The organism is Sulfitobacter sp. BSw21498 (assembly GCF_006064855.1).
Classification (GTDB): Bacteria; Pseudomonadota; Alphaproteobacteria; order Rhodobacterales; family Rhodobacteraceae; genus Sulfitobacter.
In genome coordinates, this window is the sequence record NZ_CP040753.1 from 2,915,961 (window position 1) to 2,936,174 (window position 20,214).

16 protein-coding genes are annotated in these 20,214 nt (G+C 57.2%); 12 read left to right on the plus strand and 4 right to left on the minus strand.

Annotated elements, in window-relative coordinates; translation table 11 throughout:
• Nucleotides 1–71 precede the first annotated feature (71 nt).
• Nucleotides 72–224, plus strand: coding sequence for a hypothetical protein (locus tag E5180_RS15760; RefSeq protein WP_171048955.1), 153 nt, complete (start codon nucleotides 72–74; stop codon nucleotides 222–224).
• A gap of 249 nt (nucleotides 225–473) precedes the next feature.
• On the opposite strand, the gene E5180_RS14060 is transcribed toward E5180_RS15760, so the two are convergent.
• A complete protein-coding gene (locus tag E5180_RS14060) occupies nucleotides 474–1,541 on the minus strand; it encodes a helix-turn-helix transcriptional regulator (RefSeq protein WP_138924928.1) in 1,068 nt (355 codons plus the stop codon).
• Nucleotides 1,542–1,845: 304 nt separating this feature from the next.
• On the opposite strand from E5180_RS14060, the gene E5180_RS14065 reads away from it, so the two are divergent.
• The 4 genes from E5180_RS14065 to E5180_RS14080 all read left to right on the plus strand — a co-directional run bounded on the left by E5180_RS14065 (nucleotide 1,846) and on the right by E5180_RS14080 (nucleotide 8,276).
• Nucleotides 1,846–6,045 (plus strand): hypothetical protein, encoded by a 4,200-nt coding sequence (locus E5180_RS14065; protein WP_138924929.1) that lies wholly within the window; start codon nucleotides 1,846–1,848, stop codon nucleotides 6,043–6,045.
• Between the two features lie 107 nt (nucleotides 6,046–6,152).
• Nucleotides 6,153–6,608, plus strand: a complete 456-nt coding sequence (locus E5180_RS14070; protein ID WP_138924930.1) for a hypothetical protein — start codon at nucleotides 6,153–6,155, stop codon at nucleotides 6,606–6,608.
• A 53-nt stretch (nucleotides 6,609–6,661) separates the two neighbouring features.
• Nucleotides 6,662–7,087 (plus strand): hypothetical protein, encoded by a 426-nt coding sequence (locus E5180_RS14075; protein WP_138924931.1) that lies wholly within the window; start codon nucleotides 6,662–6,664, stop codon nucleotides 7,085–7,087.
• A 73-nt stretch (nucleotides 7,088–7,160) separates the two neighbouring features.
• Nucleotides 7,161–8,276 carry an SH3 domain-containing protein gene (locus tag E5180_RS14080; RefSeq protein WP_171048957.1) on the plus strand — a complete coding sequence of 372 codons (1,116 nt, stop codon included), beginning with the start codon at nucleotides 7,161–7,163 and terminating at the stop codon, nucleotides 8,274–8,276.
• A 138-nt stretch (nucleotides 8,277–8,414) separates the two neighbouring features.
• On the opposite strand, the gene E5180_RS14085 is transcribed toward E5180_RS14080, so the two are convergent.
• Complete coding sequence (locus tag E5180_RS14085) at nucleotides 8,415–8,732, minus strand: bactofilin family protein (protein WP_138924933.1); 318 nt, start codon at nucleotides 8,730–8,732, stop codon at nucleotides 8,415–8,417.
• A gap of 222 nt (nucleotides 8,733–8,954) precedes the next feature.
• Here E5180_RS14085 and E5180_RS14090 point away from each other — a divergent pair, with 222 nt between their 5' ends.
• From E5180_RS14090 to E5180_RS14115, 6 genes are all read left to right on the plus strand, one after another.
• Nucleotides 8,955–9,551: a hypothetical protein gene (locus tag E5180_RS14090; RefSeq protein ID WP_254700492.1), complete on the plus strand. Its 597-nt coding sequence runs from the start codon at nucleotides 8,955–8,957 to the stop codon at nucleotides 9,549–9,551.
• Between the two features lie 101 nt (nucleotides 9,552–9,652).
• A complete protein-coding gene (locus tag E5180_RS14095) occupies nucleotides 9,653–11,233 on the plus strand; it encodes an ATP-binding protein (RefSeq protein ID WP_138924934.1) in 1,581 nt (526 codons plus the stop codon).
• A complete protein-coding gene (locus E5180_RS14100) occupies nucleotides 11,230–11,910 on the plus strand; it encodes a response regulator (RefSeq protein WP_138924935.1) in 681 nt (226 codons plus the stop codon). The genes E5180_RS14095 and E5180_RS14100 overlap by 4 nt, the downstream gene beginning before the upstream one ends.
• A 173-nt stretch (nucleotides 11,911–12,083) precedes the next feature.
• Nucleotides 12,084–12,482, plus strand: coding sequence for a hypothetical protein (locus E5180_RS14105; protein WP_138924936.1), 399 nt, complete (start codon nucleotides 12,084–12,086; stop codon nucleotides 12,480–12,482).
• Between the two features lie 86 nt (nucleotides 12,483–12,568).
• Nucleotides 12,569–13,741 carry a YHYH protein gene (locus E5180_RS14110; RefSeq protein WP_138924937.1) on the plus strand — a complete coding sequence of 391 codons (1,173 nt, stop codon included), beginning with the start codon at nucleotides 12,569–12,571 and terminating at the stop codon, nucleotides 13,739–13,741.
• A gap of 67 nt (nucleotides 13,742–13,808) precedes the next feature.
• Nucleotides 13,809–14,951, plus strand: a complete 1,143-nt coding sequence (locus tag E5180_RS14115; protein WP_138924938.1) for a patatin-like phospholipase family protein — start codon at nucleotides 13,809–13,811, stop codon at nucleotides 14,949–14,951.
• Nucleotides 14,952–15,331: 380 nt separating this feature from the next.
• Here the strand turns inward: E5180_RS14115 and E5180_RS14120 are convergent, their stop codons facing one another.
• Nucleotides 15,332–16,228: a LysR family transcriptional regulator gene (locus tag E5180_RS14120; protein WP_138924939.1), complete on the minus strand. Its 897-nt coding sequence runs from the start codon at nucleotides 16,226–16,228 to the stop codon at nucleotides 15,332–15,334.
• A gap of 84 nt (nucleotides 16,229–16,312) precedes the next feature.
• On the opposite strand from E5180_RS14120, the gene E5180_RS14125 reads away from it, so the two are divergent.
• Nucleotides 16,313–17,506 carry an MFS transporter gene (locus tag E5180_RS14125; protein WP_138924940.1) on the plus strand — a complete coding sequence of 398 codons (1,194 nt, stop codon included), beginning with the start codon at nucleotides 16,313–16,315 and terminating at the stop codon, nucleotides 17,504–17,506.
• A gap of 263 nt (nucleotides 17,507–17,769) precedes the next feature.
• Here the strand turns inward: E5180_RS14125 and gyrB are convergent, their stop codons facing one another.
• Nucleotides 17,770–20,184, minus strand: coding sequence for a DNA topoisomerase (ATP-hydrolyzing) subunit B (gene gyrB / locus E5180_RS14135; RefSeq protein WP_138924941.1), 2,415 nt, complete (start codon nucleotides 20,182–20,184; stop codon nucleotides 17,770–17,772).
• Nucleotides 20,185–20,214 lie beyond the last annotated feature (30 nt).

A 20,214-nucleotide genomic window follows, 5' to 3' on the forward strand; every position in this document is an offset into this window, starting at 1 on the left:
TAGCAGACTGTCCCTCCCATCTCGACACTGATGTAGTGTGCAAGCGCGGCGAATGGCAGCAAGGAGCCCTTATGGAAAGTGTCGAGCTTGAAACTATTCGCAGTTGCAGCATCACATTTTATGCAAGGGGCGGCCAAGAGGCGACGTTGATGGAACCAGAGAATGCCGCGGTGCAGTTCAACCAAACTGGCCATTCGTTCATGGCGCAGCATTTTGAAGAATGAATTTCGGAATAGCGGATAAAGCTATCAAACTCACGGAAGCTTAAAAGGGATTTGCGGTTAAGTAAGTCACTGAGGACAGGACCGCTGCGCAGATTTGTTTAAGTCTGGGAACACGTCAAAAACGATGCACCTATTGTTCACCGCAGACCAGTTGTCCAACCGACGATGAAAGCAAAATTGGCGTTGCTCTCGTCGCTTTCTTGGCTGGTCCTCTCGGGGTCGAAAATGCCAGTTTTATTAGACAGCCTTCTAAAGGCGGTTGTGCAACGCGATCAGTTCCACCTGACTGTTCACCTGCATCTTCTCGAAAATCTGCTTGAGCCTCTGGCGTACGGTGGTGGCTTTTACGCTTAATAACTCTGCGATCATGTTGGGCGTCTTGCCCCCGACCAAAAGGTCTACCGTAGCGACCTCCGCCGCAGACAACCCGTAGTTCTCGCGCAGGCAGCTTTGCTTGAGCGCGGTGGTGTCACTGCATTCGGTCCGGATCGCGCAGACTTTGGAGTGCATGAAGAAGTGCCGCAAATTTGGTGGGATCTGGATAATCAACACGCTTCTGCTCTTGGCTGCGATATTGAATTGATAGGCGCGGCTCATCGACAGGCTGGGATCACTGGAACAAAGCTCTCTGATCTCGGCCCCAAGCGCCGCGCTCATTTCGTTGGGGATCACATCCCCCAACCGCGCGCGGGTCCGAATTTTGCCGCTGCTGTTGATGCTGAAACATTGCTTGCCATCAACGTCGAGCACAAAGACCTCGGACTCCGTGCCTTTGAAAAACTGTGCGAAGGCGGCGATGCGTTTGTGAGCGGTTTCATCTGCCTGTGCGGTAGCCCTGGAAAACATCGCCTGAATCCGCTCGATCAAAACTACGTCTTCGGCGCTGATCGGCGGATGGTCATTGTCGAAATGCACAGTCATTGCCCAATAGCCGTTGGGCGTCAGAATACGTATGGAGTAATGAACCCCGAAATTCAGCGGATAGAGGTAGTCGCGATAGATGGGGATCATGTCGCGCGCCGCATGGTCCGCAAACACGTCATGATCGCAGGCATACCCGCGCTCCATCATCAGACTAATCACCGCCTCGCGCGGATCGTTGCTCGCCCAGCCTTCACTGATGTAGCTGGGCAAAGCCTCTTTCATCTTCTTGGTGCCTGCCATCCACGTGCCGCGAAAGAACGGGTCTGTGGCGGGAATAAGGGCCCCCCTACCTCCCAGAATTTCCACAACAATGTTGAGAGCCGCGTCCCAATACTGGGCGTCTTCGCAGGCCCGGCCCAGCGTGTTTTCAAGCTCTTGAAATAGGGTATCCAAATCATGTCCTTGTCGTCGTAACGCCCGAATGGGCCGCAGACCCTGCACCGGGCCGCTTGGAGCGAAGCCACAGAATTGAAAGGTTTCAGCGGCCCGTCTGTCACCCCCTCAAAACCGAAGGCCCAAGGAGAGGACAACGCGGTTTGGTTCAACCTTAGGGCGGTCTTGGATCAATTGAAAATTTTCTCGCTGATATGTCCCAACAACTCCCGTTTGGTAGTTCGTTTCGGTTTTTTTGCAACATACCGAAGTCATACCCTTGTGCGCGCGAGGCTTTCCGTTTCCCTCCGATAGGAACCTCACCATGGCCCGACATTTCTCAACCGCCGCTTTGCGCTACTTTCTGATGCCACTGGCATTGAGTGGCTTTGCAATCGCATCGGCAGAGGCACAGAATTTGATCGTCAATGGCGACTTCGAGTCTCCTGTCGTGCCAAATCATGGTGACAATATTCTAGCCTTGCCTGCGCCGTGGCTCACGACCTATTCGACAGCTGGCGGCCCGGGCGGGGTCACTATGCAGGGGTCGTTGGTGCGCGTTGACGGCGTGGGCGGTGCGACAAGTGTTGCAGAACCAGGGGTCTTTGGTGGAAATGCTCTGATCCAGGCGCTGCCGCAAGAGGATGCATCCAATGCGCCCGAGGGGCAGTATCTACGTTGGGTTGGCAGTGACAGCTGGTCGGGGGTCTACTGGCGGCAGTTTGGCCAACGGGTCGAAATGCCTCAAAACGGCTGTATCAAATTCGGTGCGGATATTGCCCGCGCCGCCCCGCCATCGGTTCCTTTTTGGCAAATCTCAGATTGGGTGAAGCTTGAAATTCATGAAATGACGCCGTTGGATCTTCAGGAAATACAAGCCAATCCAAATCCACCACAAATGGACCCCCGATATGCACATGGGGCCGCGTCGGTTAATGAGTTGTTCACGCTGACACCAGACGGCCGCTGGTATGAAAAGGCGATACGGATGAACGTCGAGGCGGGTAAAACCTATGCTTTGAGTGCGTTCACCTATTCGGGCGTCGCGATGGACGATGTCTATGCTGAATTTGTGCCGGTGGAGCAATGTGTTGCGGGCTGGACGCCATCAGCCCCCACATTGGAGGCAAGCAATATTTCTCTCACCAAATCCTGCACACCGACCTCCTCGGCCGAACATAATGGCCAAGTCGGTCAACTGTGGGAATGTTCCGTGGATGTCACCGTGCCGAGCGTGCCTTTTGCAGGCACATTGAGCGTCTCGGACCTCTACACCCCGATTTCGACCACATCGAGCGAAGTGATCTCTGGCACTTCCGCTTCAGGCAATTTCGACTGCACGACGGGGGCGGGTTGCACCATCGACGGGGTGGATTTTGATGCGAGCGGCACTGACACACTCGACTTTGCCATCTTTGTCACCAGCACAGATTTGCAGGACAGCTACCCGATGCAGAACTGCGTCGGGGGCAGCTATGATGACGGTGCGGGCGCGGTCACGCCTGTCGCGGGCAACTGTGTGAATGCGCAATGGATTCCGCGCAGCTCCATCGACAAGAGCTGCGACCCGCTTGAGGCGGTCACCTCGGGGCCGATGACGATGAACTGTCAGATCGAGGTGACGGGCACGGACCTTGCGACAGGGAGCTTTGTCCTCGCCGCGGATATGTTTGGCTCTTTGCCGCCCATGACCACAACGATTACGGGCCCGATGATGAATGTCGCCTCGACCGAGCCTTGGTCCTGCGTGGATCAGAACATCAACAACCCCGGATCGACCGGACTGTGTGAACTCACCGCGTCCGATATGTTGGCCGCAGGCGGGGCGTCGACGATCAACGTCAGCTTCGATTTCACCGCGAGCCAGTCAGAGGGTCAGGTGATCAACTGTCCCCAGTCCGCCATTCTGCCTGCCTCCTTTCATAGCGCCCCAGGCCAGCGCAGTGCCGCGCCCGACATGCTTGCACCGCCAACAGATACGATTGCGGGCCTGCCTGACAACTGCGTGGTTCTGGACCTGCCCGTGTCCACAACGCCGCCCGAATTTGCACTGAAAAAGGGCTGCCGTCTGGGCGGGGTGCAGGATGGAAACGCGTTCTATGCCTGCACGGTCTATATCACGCAGAGCAGCGGCACGCCGATCACCAATCTGCTGACCTTCGACGAATTGTTCTCGACCACATCGGGCAGCCCTGCGACGCAATATATGCTGAACATGCAAGGCACCCCCGCCATGCCGAACGGGTGGGATTGCCAGCAGCCGCCCTATACCAATGGCGCAAGCTGCACGATTGCCGCCGCCGATTTCAACAGCAATCCGAGCCATCGGATCGATGCCTATCTGTCGATCCCTACGAGCGGCTTTGGCGACGAGGGTTTCCAGAACTGCGCGCAGGTGCGGATCGGGGATCAGGTCGTCGGATCGGCGGACTGTGTCGAGATCGAAGAGCCGCCTGTCGAAACCATCTTTGATGTCTCGAAACAGTGCAAGGAGACCGGCCCGCGACAAACCTTCAGTCCTTCGATCTGGTTCCAGCCCTATCAATGCACCCTCACGGTCGCGACAAATGGCGCACCCTTCACCGGTCCGTTGTGGCTTTCGGAAGACCTGTCCTTTGGGCAGAACCCCGGTGCGGGCTCGATCCTGAACATCACCTCCGCTGATCCTTGGGTCTGTTCCAACCCACCCTATGCGCCCGCAGGCCAAGGCACCACGCCAGAATGCAGCATCGATGGCGGGCAATTTCCTGCTTCGAGTAGCTCATTCCTGACCGTTGATCTGATGATAAGCGGCGCGATGGACATATTCGGCGCGGAGAACTGCGTCTCGATCGGTCTGGGCAAAGAGGCCGGAGAGGGCGAACCGCTCGCCAGCGATTGCTTTGAAATCGCACCACCGCCCGCGCCAGAGCCCAGCCTCGACATCACCAAGACCTGCGCCCCCGCCGTGCGCGGGGGGGATGGTATCTGGACCGCAGAGTGCGAAATCTACGTCCATTTCGAGAACTTCGACACCGCGACCAACCGTCAGTTCTACATCTATGATGAATTGGGGGGCAGCGGTCCGCAAACGCCGCTGACCTCGCTGATGCCCTTCAATGCAATGGGCGCGGGCGGTTGGGGGCCAACAACAGGCACGCCCGCAGGGTTTAATAACGCCACCGGAATGCTTCTGAACTATCTGCAAGCCGACGGTAGCGCCACGATCACGCAACCCTACACCGCGACCTTCTCTGGCCCTGCGGGGCAGCTCATCAACGGCGGTTCGATCACGAACTGCGCTTGGGTCACGATCCCGACGCTGTCCCTGCGCGCGCCTGCGGGGCCTGTGGGGGACGAAAAGGTCTGCACGCCGATCAACTTCCCCGCAAATGCCGTGGCGGGAACGGGGGGCATGGTTGATCCTGCCGTGCCCGACACGCCCGGTGGCCCCGTCATCGGTACGGGCAGCATCGGATCTACCCGACCCGACATCGTGCTCCCGCGCGCCGAGACGCCGACACCCGTGCCTGCTGTGCCGCGTGCCGTATTGACCATGGTGAAGGAACAAACAGAAAGCTGTGATTCCGACCGCATCAGCCAGACCTATGACTGCGGCTTCCGCTTGCGTGTTACCAATACGGGCGACGGGGCCTATCTTGGGCCGCTGGTGATAACCGATACGAGCGGCGCACCGGGAAGGGTGGCGGCACAGGTGCTCTCGGGCAATGGCTGGACCTGTGGCGCGGTGGTGAATGCGGCACTGTCGTGTTCCCATCCCGCGCTCAACCTTGCAGCTGGAGCATCCACCCATATCGACCTGCGCATGACGGTCAGCGCCCTGCGCAAAGGTGGCACGTTTCAGAACTGCGCGGCGGTCGGGGTTCCGAACAACCGCTTAGAGCGCGTGGTCCTGATCCAGAAACTTATGAATGATCGCGGTCTCAACGCGGGACCAGTCGATGGTAAGCCGGGACAAAAGACCTACACCGCCTTGCGCAAGCTGCGCAGCGATCTTGGCCTACCCGAAAGCCGCGACTTTGACGACGCGCTGTTTGAAGCCCTCGGCTTACCCTTGCAAGAGAACGGCGTGAATTCTTGTATCACTGCCACGCTTCCCGCAACGCCCGCGCCACCTCTACGCTGTGATGCAGTTAGCACGGTGAAACGTGGCGAAAGCTGTGCCTGTCGCTATGATAACATGGCCGCCAGCAGCAGCACCTCCTGCCAATGCGTCAAAGGGTTTGAACTGGTGAATGGCAAGGGCTGCGTCAAGGTCGTCGCGGACACACCAGCGCCTGTGCCCGAGCCAACCCCCGCGCTGCAATGCGACCTGCGCTCGACCTATGAACGCGGCGACATCTGCGCTTGTATCGACCATGAAAACGCCAGGAATATCTCGGCCACCCAATGCGGTTGCAGCAATGGCCTGCCGATGATCAACGGCAAATGTATTCCTCTGGTGATCAAGCCGTCTGGCCCTGCAAGGGACGAGAACGGTACAGAAAAATGCAAGATCAAACTCAATGAAATTTGCATTAAATAACAATGCTTTGGGGTGGTGGTATCAGATGAAATGGGGCTGACATCGCTTAGCTATCGGCAATTCGACATTGGTAAGACACCACACCTTAAGCGCAACAATTCAACTTTATGAAAGATGGATTCATGACTTTAAGACGTAGATTTATACTCGGCACAGCCGTCATCGGGATGAGCATGATGGCGGGGCTGTCCCCCGCATTGGCCATTGGCGGCGATGATCCGATTTCGGGCATTGATATTATCATTAAGAAGAATCCCGGCAGTAAACCGATCAATCCGTATTCCCTCATGGGCAGCGAAATCAAAATGCTCAACGGCCTCAAGGGCGCGGATCGCCCAGCCTTTGTTCTGAAAACCGTCGCCAAGCACATCGGTGCAGGAGACAAATTCGTGACCTCCGGCATGAAGGCGCTTGGCGATATCTGGTGCGGGCCGTGCAAGATGGTCAACGACATCTCGGTGAAAGTCCCTGTCGGCAAGACCACCTATATGCTGGATCTGCACATTCACGGGAAAGGTGTCGAAAAATCCAAATCACTCGGAGACGCTATGAAGCGTGATTGATTGATCCTCGACAAGAACCAGACCACCTCAACATTTCCAACAAGGACAACACTATGACCCTTTTCAATACAAAAACCTTTCTCGCCGCGGCCACCCTTGGTCTCATCTTGCCGCTGTCCGCACAGGCACGCCCTTATGACGTCTGCTATGCCGAGAACCTGGACGCGATCGGCTGCTGGCTCTCGGAAAAGCTCGGCGGAGATTATATCCACTTCGGCGAGCCGGATACGTCAGAAGAGCAGGTCGAACTCCAAACCCTCAGAGCGGAGGGATACATGAAACTCGACCCGATCAAAGGTGAGCTGATCGAAAAGAAGGCGACAACCAAAAAAGTCGACGGGATCAAGGGCAAGGCGCAGCCTGCCAAAGAAAATGCCAAGCGTGCTAAACACGTCAAGGTTTGCAAAACTGGTGAGATCATCAAGATGATCAAAGGGAAAGTCCCCGCCGAGAAGATCGCGGCAAGCTGTTACAAATAACATGACAAGGCGCGGCCCGCGTTTCGGTGCGGGGCGCCCACTGGCTTATTCTTTTCAATTCGAGGTTGTCCGCATGTCCCGTCTCTTCCCCGCTGCGCATATGTCGCTTCTCGCCCTTGGCCTGACCTTTTCCGCCTTGGAGGCTTCGGCCGAGATGATGGAGGTGGTCGGCATTGCGGATGGCGACACGTTGAACGTCCGCCGAGGCCCGAGTGCGTCCTCCGCCGATATTGGCGATCTGGAGGAGCACACGATGGTCGAGGTGCTGGGTCGGAACTTTGCGCGGACATGGGCGCGGATCCAATATGGCGACCAGCTGGGCTGGGTCTCGACGGCCTATCTCGCCACCTCCGAGCCGCCCCCAGTGGCAATCGGGGCCAATGTCGTGACGGGCATTGCCGCTGACGATCCTGACGGCGGGCTGGTGGTGCGCGGTGGTGCGGGCAGGCAGTTCGCGGCCATCGGCACGCTGCGAAATGAAACCTTGGTGCATGTCATCCAGATGGCCGAGGGCGGAACATGGGCGATGATCGGTTTCGGCGGCAATGTGGGCTGGGTCTCAACGGCCTATCTGACGGCGGCCAGCACCCTGCCTGACCCGAGCGACGGGATTGATCCGCATACGGCCCCCGATGGTGCCCGCCTGCCGGCGGTGTTTACCGTGACGGGCGTGGCCGCAGGCGACAAGCTCTGGGTCCGCGATGCGCCCGCAGTCACAGGCGCTCGGCTCGGCGGGCTCACCCCCAATTCGGTGGTCAGCATCAACGCACGGGCATCCGAGGACTGGGGACAGATCACGCTCAATGGCGAGATCGGCTATGTCCACATGAGCTACCTCACACGCGCCTTTGAAAGCGGCGGTAATACGACGGTGAACGGCTTTCCATTGGGGCTGACCTGTCGTGGGACGGAGCCGTTCTGGACCTTGACCATCGCCGAAGATCGCACGGTGGAATATACTTCGCTCAACGACGGGGCGGACCCAATCACGTCGCTCACGCAAACGACACCGGCCACGGGAGGTGGCTATCCCTACACCTTCGGGGCGCAGCGTTATTCCGGCGCGCTTGATCAGACAACCTGTTCGGATGGCATGTCCGACATCAGCTATCCCATGTCCCTGATCCTGATCCGCGCGCTCAGCGGCGGGCAAACGGAAACGCTCCATGGATGTTGCAGCTTGAAGTAGAAGCGGGCTCTCGTCGTCCGATCGCAAGCTGCATCGCAGCGTCATGGAAACAGCCACTCGCGCATCGCGCCGCATTTGGAATGATTTAGCTGTAAAAGCCCAAATGTGACTTTACCGCGTAGCGATACCGGAATTGTCCTATTTGCGCCCTGTAATATCGATCTTGCCTTTAACTTTGGCGCCGCTTTCTGTTGCCATCACCTTGGCCACGACATCAGCCTGAACCCGTGAGGTCGATGCAAGCTTTAGATCGTCGCACTTCAAACTGCCGGTGTGGCTGCCTTCAACTGTGATCTTCGTTGCCGACATTGCCCCGTCAACTGAGCCGCTCAACTGAATAGTGATCATCTTAACGCTGACATCCCCAACCACGCGACCTTTGATGTCGACACTGCCCTCACTTGAGCTGATGTTGCCTTCGATCATCAGATCTTCTTCAATAATTGAGCTTGGCACATTGAATCCCCTTGGATGAAAGATTGGCGACCATAGAATGAAAACTGGGATTTGAACACCGTCGTAGAAGGTGGTCTCTAGCGAGTCCAAGCGCAGGAAGTCACCAGGCGCGTATGTGGTGCAGCGTCGGCTTGTCACGGGGCCTGCTCAAGGGCGTGTGCGGCCCTTGGCTGCCATCGGTCAACGCAGTCGGCGCCGTGATGCGGCTTTCCGAATGCGGATGTGGCGTTGCCGCTCAACGCCAATTTCTCCTACCATCGGCGGCCTTTTAGCGTATTGAGAGAGAAACTCTTGGAAGGACAAAAAATGGCAAGCTCACAGCCCCTAACGGAACTGGTTCACACAGCGCAGAGCACGGCAAAGACGTCCTTGGACCGGATGTCGGAAATTCTGAAATGTGCCGAAGGTCAAACCCTGTCGGACGCACAAATCAAAGAAATCGCATCTGAAACGGATACGATTAAATTGGTTGCAGTGGATATTTTCACCGTGTTCGAAGCACGGATGCAACGCCATTTCAAACGAGGCCCGCTGTCACGTAAAGTACAGGCCACGCTTTTGGCGGCTGGGCATGCCGACCTCGCCGATCGACTTCACCAGTATTATTTGGCGATCAATGTTTTGAAGCACGGGCACGGCGCGAGCCACCGCGAGCTGCTGAACAACAAAAGTGCGATGTTGGTAGTGACACAGGACGAAGATAGCGGAGCGACATCACAGGGCGCGCCCACGGGTTTGATCGATGTAGCCTCGCCGCACTTTTTTGAAGGCCTGGCAGCAACCATTCTTGACGCCTACCAATTTCTTGAAAGCAGATAAGGTTGGCTGCCTGATCGTCCCTTAGCGGACATTGCTAAAGTCAGCCGCGAATATCTCCTTCGAGCCGAACCGTGACCAAAGCTACATCTAAGATCTGATATTTGCTGGACCGAACAAAGCTTAATAATACTGGTGAGCGATTCAACGGCAGTAACGCTGAACCATTAGCGTACCTGCAAACTCACTGCATATTTCGGTGGAATACTTACGGCATGAACCCAATCCGGAAGTCACTGTTTGCCAAGATATTCATAGCAGTCGCAGCGATTTCCATACTTGTCGTACTGGTGATGGCGCTGATGGTCGCGGTGTGGATGCGTGACGGTTTTGCACGGTACCTGCTAAGGGGCGAGCTGGCACAGTTCGACGAACTGGCATCGTCCTTGGCTGAGCGCAACCAAGGCGGGTGGGCTGAATTTGATGATGATCCGCAGGTCTGGGGTGCCTTTGTACATGCGCATGCTCCTCGCCCTAAGGGGAATTTCGGCCCCCGCCCAAGCCGGCCCCCGAGATTTCCATCTGAAGCGCCACCGGGTCCTAGGCAAGCCAACCCACCGCCGTTTGCGGCAGGCGACGACAATATGAGGCTCGAGAAACGCATCGTGCTGCTTGACCGCGATGGCATTCACATCGCGGGCAACATTGAACGCTCATCGTTATTTGAACGTCGCCCAGTATGTGCGAAAAACAATTGCACGGGTGCGAACCTTCTCGGTTATATCGGATTAAGCGCCCCAGTTGAGCAGCGAGATGCGAGTGATGCATTTTTCTTGCGCGGGCAGTATGCGTCTCTTGCCCTTGCTGCGCTGATCGCCATCGCCCTTTCGGCTGCTGCTGCATTTATTATCGCGCGCCAGTTACTGGAGCCCATTAGGCGGCTGGAATCCGGGGCGAAAACGATGGCCGCAGGTAATTATACAGCAAGGATAGAACAGGACCGAAGTGACGAACTCGGGCAGTTGATCGGCCATTACAACACCTTGGCAGCGACACTTGAACAGACGGCCAAGGCCGAGCGAGAATGGATCTCCAACACCAGCCACGAATTGCAAACTCCACTTGCGGTTCTACGGGCCCAGATTGAGGCACTACAGGACGGGATACGCCAGCCTGATGACAAAACGCTGACCGAAATGCATGCTGCACTCATGCGACTATCGCGCTTGGTGCAGGACCTCAAAACACTGTCGTATGGCCGCGAAGCAGAATTGACATCCATACTTGAACATGAGGACCTCCCGACACTTGTAGATCAGGCGGCTGAAGCGGCGCGGTCAAGGTTAAGCGCTAAGGGAATTGAATTGGAACTCAATCTGCCCGCGCATATGTTGGTCCCGTGCGACCGAGGGCAGATCGGCCAAGTCATGGATAACGTGCTTGAGAACGCATTCCGATACACGGATGGACCAGGCCAAATACGCGTAAATCTGCAAGACGATGAGGGTTTCGCGCTGCTGACTGTAGAGGACACTCCGCCAGCTGCGCCTGAAGGTGATGTGGAAAAGCTATTTGACCGCTTCTACCGTGTGGAAGCATCGCGATCTCGCGCGTATGGTGGGTCTGGACTGGGGCTTTCTGTCTGTAAGGCGATCGTAGAGGCGCATGGCGGCACCATCTCTGCTGGCCGCTCTGAGTTGGGCGGGGTGCAAACTGTCATTCGATTGCCAAAGGAATCAAAATGACCACTGCGAGCATCCTAATCGTAGAAGATGAAATTGCGCTTGCAGAAGTTGTGCGGGATTACCTGCTTACTGAAGGTATGAGTGTCGAAATGCTCAGTACGGGCGCGGGTGCCGTCGAACTCGCACAGGCAAAGCAGTATGATCTGATCATTCTCGACTTGATGCTGCCGGCAGTCGACGGGCTGACGATCTGCCGGGACTTGCGCAAGACATTAGATGTGCCGATCATCATGACCACTGCGAAGGTTGAAGAAATCGACCGCCTGTTGGGGCTCGAGCTGGGGGCCGATGATTACCTATGCAAACCCTATTCCCCGCGTGAGCTTGTCGCGCGGGTCAGGGCGGTCTTGCGGCGACGCCCTATTGGCAAGCCCACCGAAAGCCCTGTCACGAACGACCGCCTTATCATTAACGGCGACAGGTGGCAGGCAACGCTGGATGGCAGCCACCTCGATCTTACGCGTCGCGAATTCTCGGTGTTGCAGGCGTTGGCTTCAAGGCCAGGCCGCGTTTTTTCGCGCGATCAACTGCTCTCTCTCGCCTTTCCCGACGACACAGAGGTCTTTGACCGAACCGTCGACAGTCACATTCGAAATATTCGGCGGAAGATCGCATCGGTCAGCACTTGGGACCCGATCCGCTCTGTCTATGGCGTGGGATACGCGTACGATGGATAAAGGGGCTGCACGCGCCTTATCCTCCGAGAATTGAGCCACAAAAGCTACAGAGCTCATTTTTTAACGATCTGCATTTTCGCTGCATAATTGCTGCAAACTCACTGCTCAAAGAACATGGAAAAGGATCCTGTGAATGGCGACTTAACGCCACAATAGGAGAACCTACGATGTTCATGGATAAATTTAGAGCACGACGCGCACAGTCCGCGGCCCAACGCAAGATCCCGCTTTACCGACCAACAGTACCGCGCATCAAAGGAAACCAAAGTGTTATCCTCGCGATCACATTGGCCGCAGTGCTTCTGGGCGCGCTGAACATCTCGGCTGTGCGGGCTGAAAGCATGCCAGTCACGGACCAAGGAATCGTTTATGCGCAAGCTGCCCCGTCCGGTAAGGGAGCGCGCGCAGACCGCCCGCCGCGCGAAGCAATAAGCGCTTGTGAAAATGCGCAGCCGAAGGCAGCCTGTGAATTCTCAGGTCGTGACGGCAACGCTGTTCAGGGCACCTGTATGTCCCCCAAGTCGGATGTGCCTCTTGCCTGCGCCCCAGCGAGTATGCCGAAAAAGGGCTAAGCTCCCCTCCTGAATCACTTTTCGACACGGCACCCCACATTGGGTTGTCGTGTTTTCTGTAAACGTCCTGATAAAGGATTTGCTGAATGAAATGTCTATCTCACCTTTGGCCGGGCCTGTTTGTGCTCGCCTCGGTCGGTTTTGGTCAAACGGCTTTGGCCCATCCCGACATCGAAGAATTTGCCAAGACGGCCTTTGCTGAGCAACCTGTGACCGTGGACTGCACGCTCGAGGAGGGCACAGCATCGAGCTGCTACAAAATCACGGTCAATTACATGCCGAAAGACTTGGACATCGGGCCGTTCTGTCCAGCGACACTGAACGACGCGGGCGGGATCTGGGACTGGACTGGCGTGAATGCCAAGCTGTACCGCGTTGATGGGGCATTCCTTGGGATGCTGGATGAGCTTGGCTATAGCTTCTTCGACGAGGATGGAACCGTGCACACGGTCGATATCGCAACTGAACGGCCAACGGTCGACCACGCCTGCATCAATGTATCTGCGGACGAAAGCGTCGAGATCACCATGCTGCTACCGGTGACACCAGTAATGGCAGGGAGCCCCCGCCCGCTTGGCACTGTCTCCAAGGTCGGCGTGGCGCTTGATGGTGTGCCGATATTCTCGGACGCGCCCAGCATTCAGCAAACGGGGCATATGCCAGCGCTTGATACCTGTGGCGGTCATATCGATCCCGGCGGTTGGTATCATTGGCATGCCACGTCGACGGACATAGAAACCGTCTTTGAAAAGCAAGGCGTCGCCGCAGATTGTGCATTGGATCAAGATAGCGCCGCGCTGTTCGGCTACGCATTTGACGGTCACGCCATGTATGGCAGCACCGAAGCGGATGGCGCAGAAGTCACGGGTCTTGATGCTTGCAACGGTCACATCGGAGCGACACCCACAGGCGAAATATATCATTATCATGCTACGGATGAATTCCCGAACCTGCCGGCATGTCTGGTTGGCGTGCAAGCCGTGGGTAATTTCTCAACAACCGCAACTGCAGGGGTTGGCGCAACACGGGCTGGTGCAGACGGGCGCAATGAACCGCCACGTCCCGGCGATGGCACGTCGGGACAGATGCCTCCGGGTTTTTCTGAGGCTGCAGAGACGCTGGGGGTAACACCCGAAGAACTGGTGCGTGCCTTGGGCGACCCTCAAGCTGGACGGCCCGATATGTCCGCTGCGGCCAAGGCGCTGGGCATCACCGAAGATGCCTTGCGGGCCACCCTTCCACCACCGCCCGACCATTAATGACCATTAAGACAGGATACAGTTCACCGAGCAGGGCTACTTGCTCGGTGCCGTTGAGGAAATTGAGATGACGTGCACGAAACCAACCAGTGACCTTTTGGGCCGCCGCTTGCTTCTCATGGGTCTTGGGGTAACCGCCCTTTCAGCCTGCTCAAGCCGCGTTCAGATCCCCTTGGAAACGCGTGTTGCAACAGACGATGACCCGCTGTCTCGGTTTCGTCTCTTTGCGGATGATGGGCCGGATGAATGGCTCAAACACCTGCATCCCCCGCAATCCTCGTCGGGGTCTTCCGACGGGCCGAACGTGCTGGCCCTATCCGGCGGCGGTGAGGATGGTGCTTTTGGTGCAGGCGCGCTTGTTGGCTGGTCCGCACGGGGCGACAGACCCGACTTTGACCTGGTGACCGGTATCTCGACCGGAGCGCTGATCGCGCCCTTTGCGTTTATGGGACAGGACTATGACGAGGTTCTGACCCGCGTCTTCACCCAAAGTGATGCAAGTGACATCATGCGGATGCGTCCATTTCAAGCAGTCTTCAGCGACGCGCTATATGACACTTCTCCGCTTGCAGTGTTGATCGAGGAAAACACCCCACCCTCGTTCCTCCGTGCCATTGCGCAAAAGCATAAAGCGGGAAATAGTCTGCTGGTCGTAACCTCGGAGCTTGATAGTGCGCGAGCCTCGGTCTGGGACATGGGTGCCATCGCCGCCGCAGGGCAATACGATCTGTTTCGCAGTATAATGCGGGCGTCTGCTGCATTGCCGGGCCTCTTTCCGCCCGTGAACCTGCGATACAGTGTGAATGATAAAACCTATGCGGAAACACATGTCGACGGTGGCGTTCACATGCAGTTTCTGGCGGTACCTAATTTCGCGTTCACAACACCTGATCAGAAGCTGCAAGGCGGGCATATCTACGTCCTCATCAACAACACGCTTAACCCTGCACCTGAGACAGTAAGAAGATCCGCGCTAAGCATCTCGCAACAAGCGCTCACGACAACAGGCAGAGCAAATGCATTGTTACAGGTCAACGCGACGCAGCTTTACGCGCGAGAAAGGGGGCTCCGCTTTTCGGTGACATCGATCGATCCGAGTTCGGGGATCGTCTATGATCCGTCGGATCGGTTTTCATCAACTTATATGAACGCCCTTTATCAGCACGGGGCGGAGCGGGCGCAGAATGGCGCTCTTTGGACGAACGCATAGGAAGAATGGGCGATAGAAGAAGTAGCACCGATCCTTATTGATTAGGTCAGCACCCCGAACTTGCGGAAAACGTAAGCCGCAGCGGGCGCACCGCAGAACAAAAATGCGCTGAATCTAGTAAAATCTCGGACTTTGCAAATCCAACTTTCTGCACATGGCTGCCGATCGTACAACCCGCAGCAAAGGCCGGCTCTCCGCGCTTCGTCACCATGGCAACTTCCAGCCCTTACCAGCCGTTCGGAAGGGATCGCACCGCTGCGGCGCAACTTCCCGAAAGCGGGCATAAAAAATATGTCTATATAAGACTGACAGAGATTAACCTTTTCGAGGCCACGCTTTGCTCGGTATCGTTATGCATGCGCGAAGGGCACCAGCGTAACTTAGCCTTCGCTAAGGTTCCCCAGCCAATCCAAAAAGACGCCCAGACGGCGCAATCCTGATACGCGGGTAAGGTAGAGCGCTGAGATATCCAGTGGGGCGGCGTCAAGTCGGCCGGGAAACAGCTCCACCAATCGGCCCGCCTCGATGTCATCTGCGATCATGAAATCGGAAAACCGCGCGATGCCCAGACCGCTTAATACCATCTGGCGAACGGCCTCCCCATTGCCCGCAGTCAGGGCGGGGGGCACCGTCACGGGGGTGGGCAGACCGGTAAAGCGCAGCGTGTTGATATGATCTGGTGCCGCAAAGCGCACTTGCTCCAGCCGTGCGAGGTCGGTTGGTGTTTTGGGCCAGCCGTTGCGATCGAGATATTCCGGCGTCGCCACTAACTTCCATGACGTGCGCCCCAAGGGGCGGTGCAACATGTCGCTATCGGGCAGTTGTCCCAGCCGAATGGCAACATCCGCGTGACTGCCGATTAGGTCCACCAGCGCATCCGTCATGTCAATCGACAGCTGGATGTCGGGATATCGGGTGCGGAACTCGGCCAGCCGCGGGGCGAGAACATGCAGGACGTAAGGAACCGGTGCGTTTACACGCAGCGGTCCGGCAGGGGCCTGTCCACTTGTGGCGATCTCTTGCAGGGCTTCGCTACGATCTAAAATCTCGCGCGCCTCAGCCAGAACGGCGGCGCCTTCGGGTGTGATTTCGATGGACCGCGTGGTCCGGCGCAGCAGCGTGACTTTCAGCTGCTCTTCCAGCCGCGTGACCGACCGGCTGAGTGTTGAGGCAGACACCCCTCTGCGCCGCGCGGATTCAGCAAAGCCCCCACCATCAACGATCCCGACGAAGGCGGCCAAGTCCCCCATGCGCAGAAATTCGTGCAGTTTTTGCAATGATCCATTCCAAACTTGTCTGTTCTCGCAATAGATAACGACAGGCATATACGGCGTCGACATCAAATTTATTGGAGAAAACCGATGCCACTTGCCCTATGGGCGCCGACCATCAGCGCTTTTGCCGTCGGTACGACCGAGTTCGTTATCGTCGGCTTGCTTCCCACCATCGCCGCCGATCTTGGCGTTTCCATTCCTTCCGCTGGCCTGCTGGTCAGCCTCTATGCGCTTGGCGTGACCATCGGCGCGCCAGTGCTGACCGCCATGGCAGACCGTGTGCCGCGGAAAACGCTGTTGCTGCTCTTGCTGGCGCTGTTCACGCTCGGCAATGCTTATGCTGCCTTTGCGCCGGATTACGGCAGCCTTGTCGCTGCGCGCTTTATTACTGGCCTCGCCCACGGCGTGTTCTTTGCTATCGCCTCGACTATCGCCACGGACCTTGTGGAACCTGAAAAGGAAAGCTCGGCTATTGCGCTGGTGTTCCTTGGTTTGACTGTCGCGCTTGTGACGGGTGTTCCCTTGGGGACGTTCATCGGCCAGAACTTTGGCTGGCAGTCAACTTTCCTTGGCGTTGTCGTGCTTGGCGTTATCGGTTTCATCGCTTCTGCCATTTTGGTGCCCGCCAATCTGTCCAAGACCGCATCAGCGGGAATCAAAGCCCAACTACAGGTGCTGACTTCGCCGCGCCTTCTGTTGGTCTACCTGATCACGGCTGTCGGCTATGGCGGCAACTTCATTGCCTTTACCTTCCTTGCACCGATGCTGAACGAAGTCACGGGTCTGTCTGCGGGCGCGGTTAGTCTTGTGCTATTGCTCTACGGTGCATCTGTTGCCGTAGGAAATATCGCCGGTGGCAAACTGGCTGACCGTATCGGTGCAGTCGCGTCCCTGATGGTGATTTTCTCTGGCCTTGCGATATCACTGGTCGCACTTGGTGCCTTCCTTACACACCCGATTGCAGCCATCGCGGTTGCGGCCTTCTGGGGCGGCTTTGCCTTCGCCAACGTGCCGCCGCTGCAATCGTATGTCGTGCAAATTGCGCGCGAAGTATCCCCGGGTGCGGTCGATGTGGCATCCGGTCTGAACATCGGTGCGTTCAACCTTGGCATCGCCGGGGGTGCATGGGCCGGGGGGCTTGTTGTGGAAGGCATAGGCCTTGCCGCTGCGCCCTACATCGCCGCTGGTGTGGTGGTTGTCGGGATTGTTCTGGTGCGCCTATCCGGGCCCTCCCGATCAGGCCGCACGCCGACTGTCGATGTGGCGTCAGGCGCGCAATGATGCAGGCCTGCCATCCGCGCCAATCCTGACCGCCATGTAGCGGGGTCTTGCCCCTGATCCCGATGCGCTGTTCCGGCCCATCCAGTTCAGGGGCCGTATCGGTCGCAATGCTCTAACGACACAGGTTCGTTCCCTGCAGGCTGCAGGGTTCGCCCACATCGCCTTGAACCTGCGCCAATCACAGCGTGGAATCGAGGACGTTCTGGCCGCGCCCCTTTCCGGAGGATTTCGGCATATCGATACGGCGCGGGCCAATGAACCCTCTAAAAATCGAGGTTTGCTACGTTCAGCGCATTTTGCTGGATGAACTCGCGGCGGGGTTCCACGACGTCGCCCATGAGCTTGGTAAAGAGATCATCTGCTTCGGCCATATCGGCCACTTTGACTTGCAGCAGGGTCCGCGCGTCGGGGTCGAGCGTGGTTTCCCAAAGCTGATCAGGGTTCATTTCGCCCAAGCCTTTGTAGCGCTGCAGGGACAGGCCTTTTTCACCCTCTGCGAGGATTGCCTCAAGCAGGTCCATAGGACCGTGGATGAGCTGGCTGCGGTCTTTGCGTACCAGCTTGGCGGTCGTGCCATAGACGTCTTGCAGATGCTCTGTGAAACCGCCGGAACGCTTTGCTTCGCCGGAGCGGAGCATGCGGCCATCAAGGGTGCGGACTTCTTCCACGCCGCGCAGGATACGGGCGAGACGGACGCCGTGGTCTTGCGTGATACGGCCCTGCCAACCGCGTTCCCATTCCAGCGCAATGAGGTTCAGACGCACGGCGACCTTATCGGCCACACCTTGCAAATCGGAATCGACCGCGCCTGGAACAAAGGCACCGGCGATAGCTGCCTGTTCTAGAATATGACGGGGATAATGGGTCGGGAAGGCTTCGAGAACACGGCGCATCTGGCGCGCCAGATCGACGACGCGGGCCAGATCCTGACCGGTGATTTCTTCGCCGTTACCCTGTTTTAACATAGCACCATCAATGCCTTGCTGGATCAGGTAGTCTTCCATCGCGGCCTGGTCTTTCAGATAGACTTCAGACTTGCCGCGCGACACTTTGTACAAGGGCGGCTGCGCAATATAGAGGTGGCCGTTCTCGATCAGCTTCGGCATCTGGCGATAGAAGAACGTGAGCAGCAGCGTGCGGATGTGCGCGCCGTCGACGTCCGCATCAGTCATGATGACGATCTTGTGGTAGCGCAGCTTGTCGATGTTGAATTCGTCGCGGCCAATACCTGTGCCAAGCGCCATAACAAGGTTACCAATTTCCTGACTGCCCAGCATCCGGTCAAACCGTGCACGCTCGACGTTCAGGATTTTACCCTTCAATGGCAGAATTGCCTGGGTCTGGCGGTCACGGCCAGTTTGCGCAGAACCACCGGCTGAGTCACCCTCCACCAGGAAGACTTCGGTTTTGGACGGGTCTTTTTCAGAGCAATCCTTGAGCTTGCCGGCAAGGAAATTCACATCCATGGCGGTCTTGCGACGGGTCAGATCGCGGGCTTTGCGCGCCGCTTCGCGGGCGTGAGCGGCTTCAATAATTTTGCCGACGACGATCTTGGCGATCTGGGGGTTCTCTTCGAACCATTCGGACAGCTTTTCGTTGACCAAGCCCTCGACGGCGGGGCGCACCTCTGAGCTGACCAATTTGTCTTTGGTCTGCGAGCTAAACTTGGGGTCCGGCACCTTGACGGACAGCACGCACGTCAGACCTTCGCGCGCGTCATCGCCGGTAAAGGAGATTTTCTCTTTCTTGGCAATGCCGGAAGCTTGAGCGTAGTTATTGATCGTCCGCGTCAATGCGCCCCGAAAGCCCGCCATATGGGCGCCGCCATCGCGTTGTGGGATGTTGTTGGTAAACGGCAGGACATTTTCGTGGTAGCTGTCATTCCACCACATCGCGACCTCGACCCCGATATCATCCTTTTCACCGGTGATGAAAATCGGTTCTGGCATGACAGAGGATTTTGAGCGGTCGAGGTATTTCACGAATTCCTTCACGCCGCCTTCATAGAACAGTTCTGAGCGCAGGGGGTCGGCAGGGCGTTCGTCCGTTAGGATGATCCGCACACCGGAGTTCAGGAAGGCCAGTTCGCGCAGGCGTTTTTCCAGCGTTTCAAAGCTGTATTCGAGGTTCGAAAACGTGCTTGTCGAGGCCATGAAACGTACTTCAGTACCCGTACGGTCAGTCGGGCCAACAACGCTCAAGTGCTCTGTGGTAAAGCCGCCCTCAAAGCGTGCGATGTGTTCTTTGCCTTCGCGCCAGATGCGCAGCTCAAGCCAGTCGGAGAGGGCGTTCACAACCGACACACCCACGCCGTGCAAACCGCCCGACACCTTGTAGGAGTTGCTGTCGAACTTACCGCCCGCGTGCAGCTGGGTCATGATGACCTCGGCTGCGGAAACGCCTTCTTCTTGGTGGATGCCAACCGGAATGCCGCGCCCGTTATCGCGGACAGAAATGGAGCTGTCGTCGTGGATTGTGACGTTCACCGCATCCGCATGACCGGCCAGCGCCTCGTCGATGCCGTTGTCCACGACCTCATAGACCATGTGGTGCAAACCCGACCCGTCATCGGTGTCACCGATGTACATGCCCGGACGTTTGCGAACAGCTTCTAAGCCTTTTAGAACCTTGATGGAATCTGCGCCGTATTCCTCGGGGAGCTGATCGGTGTCGGACATATTGGGAAACCTTCTTTTGTTACCCAATTT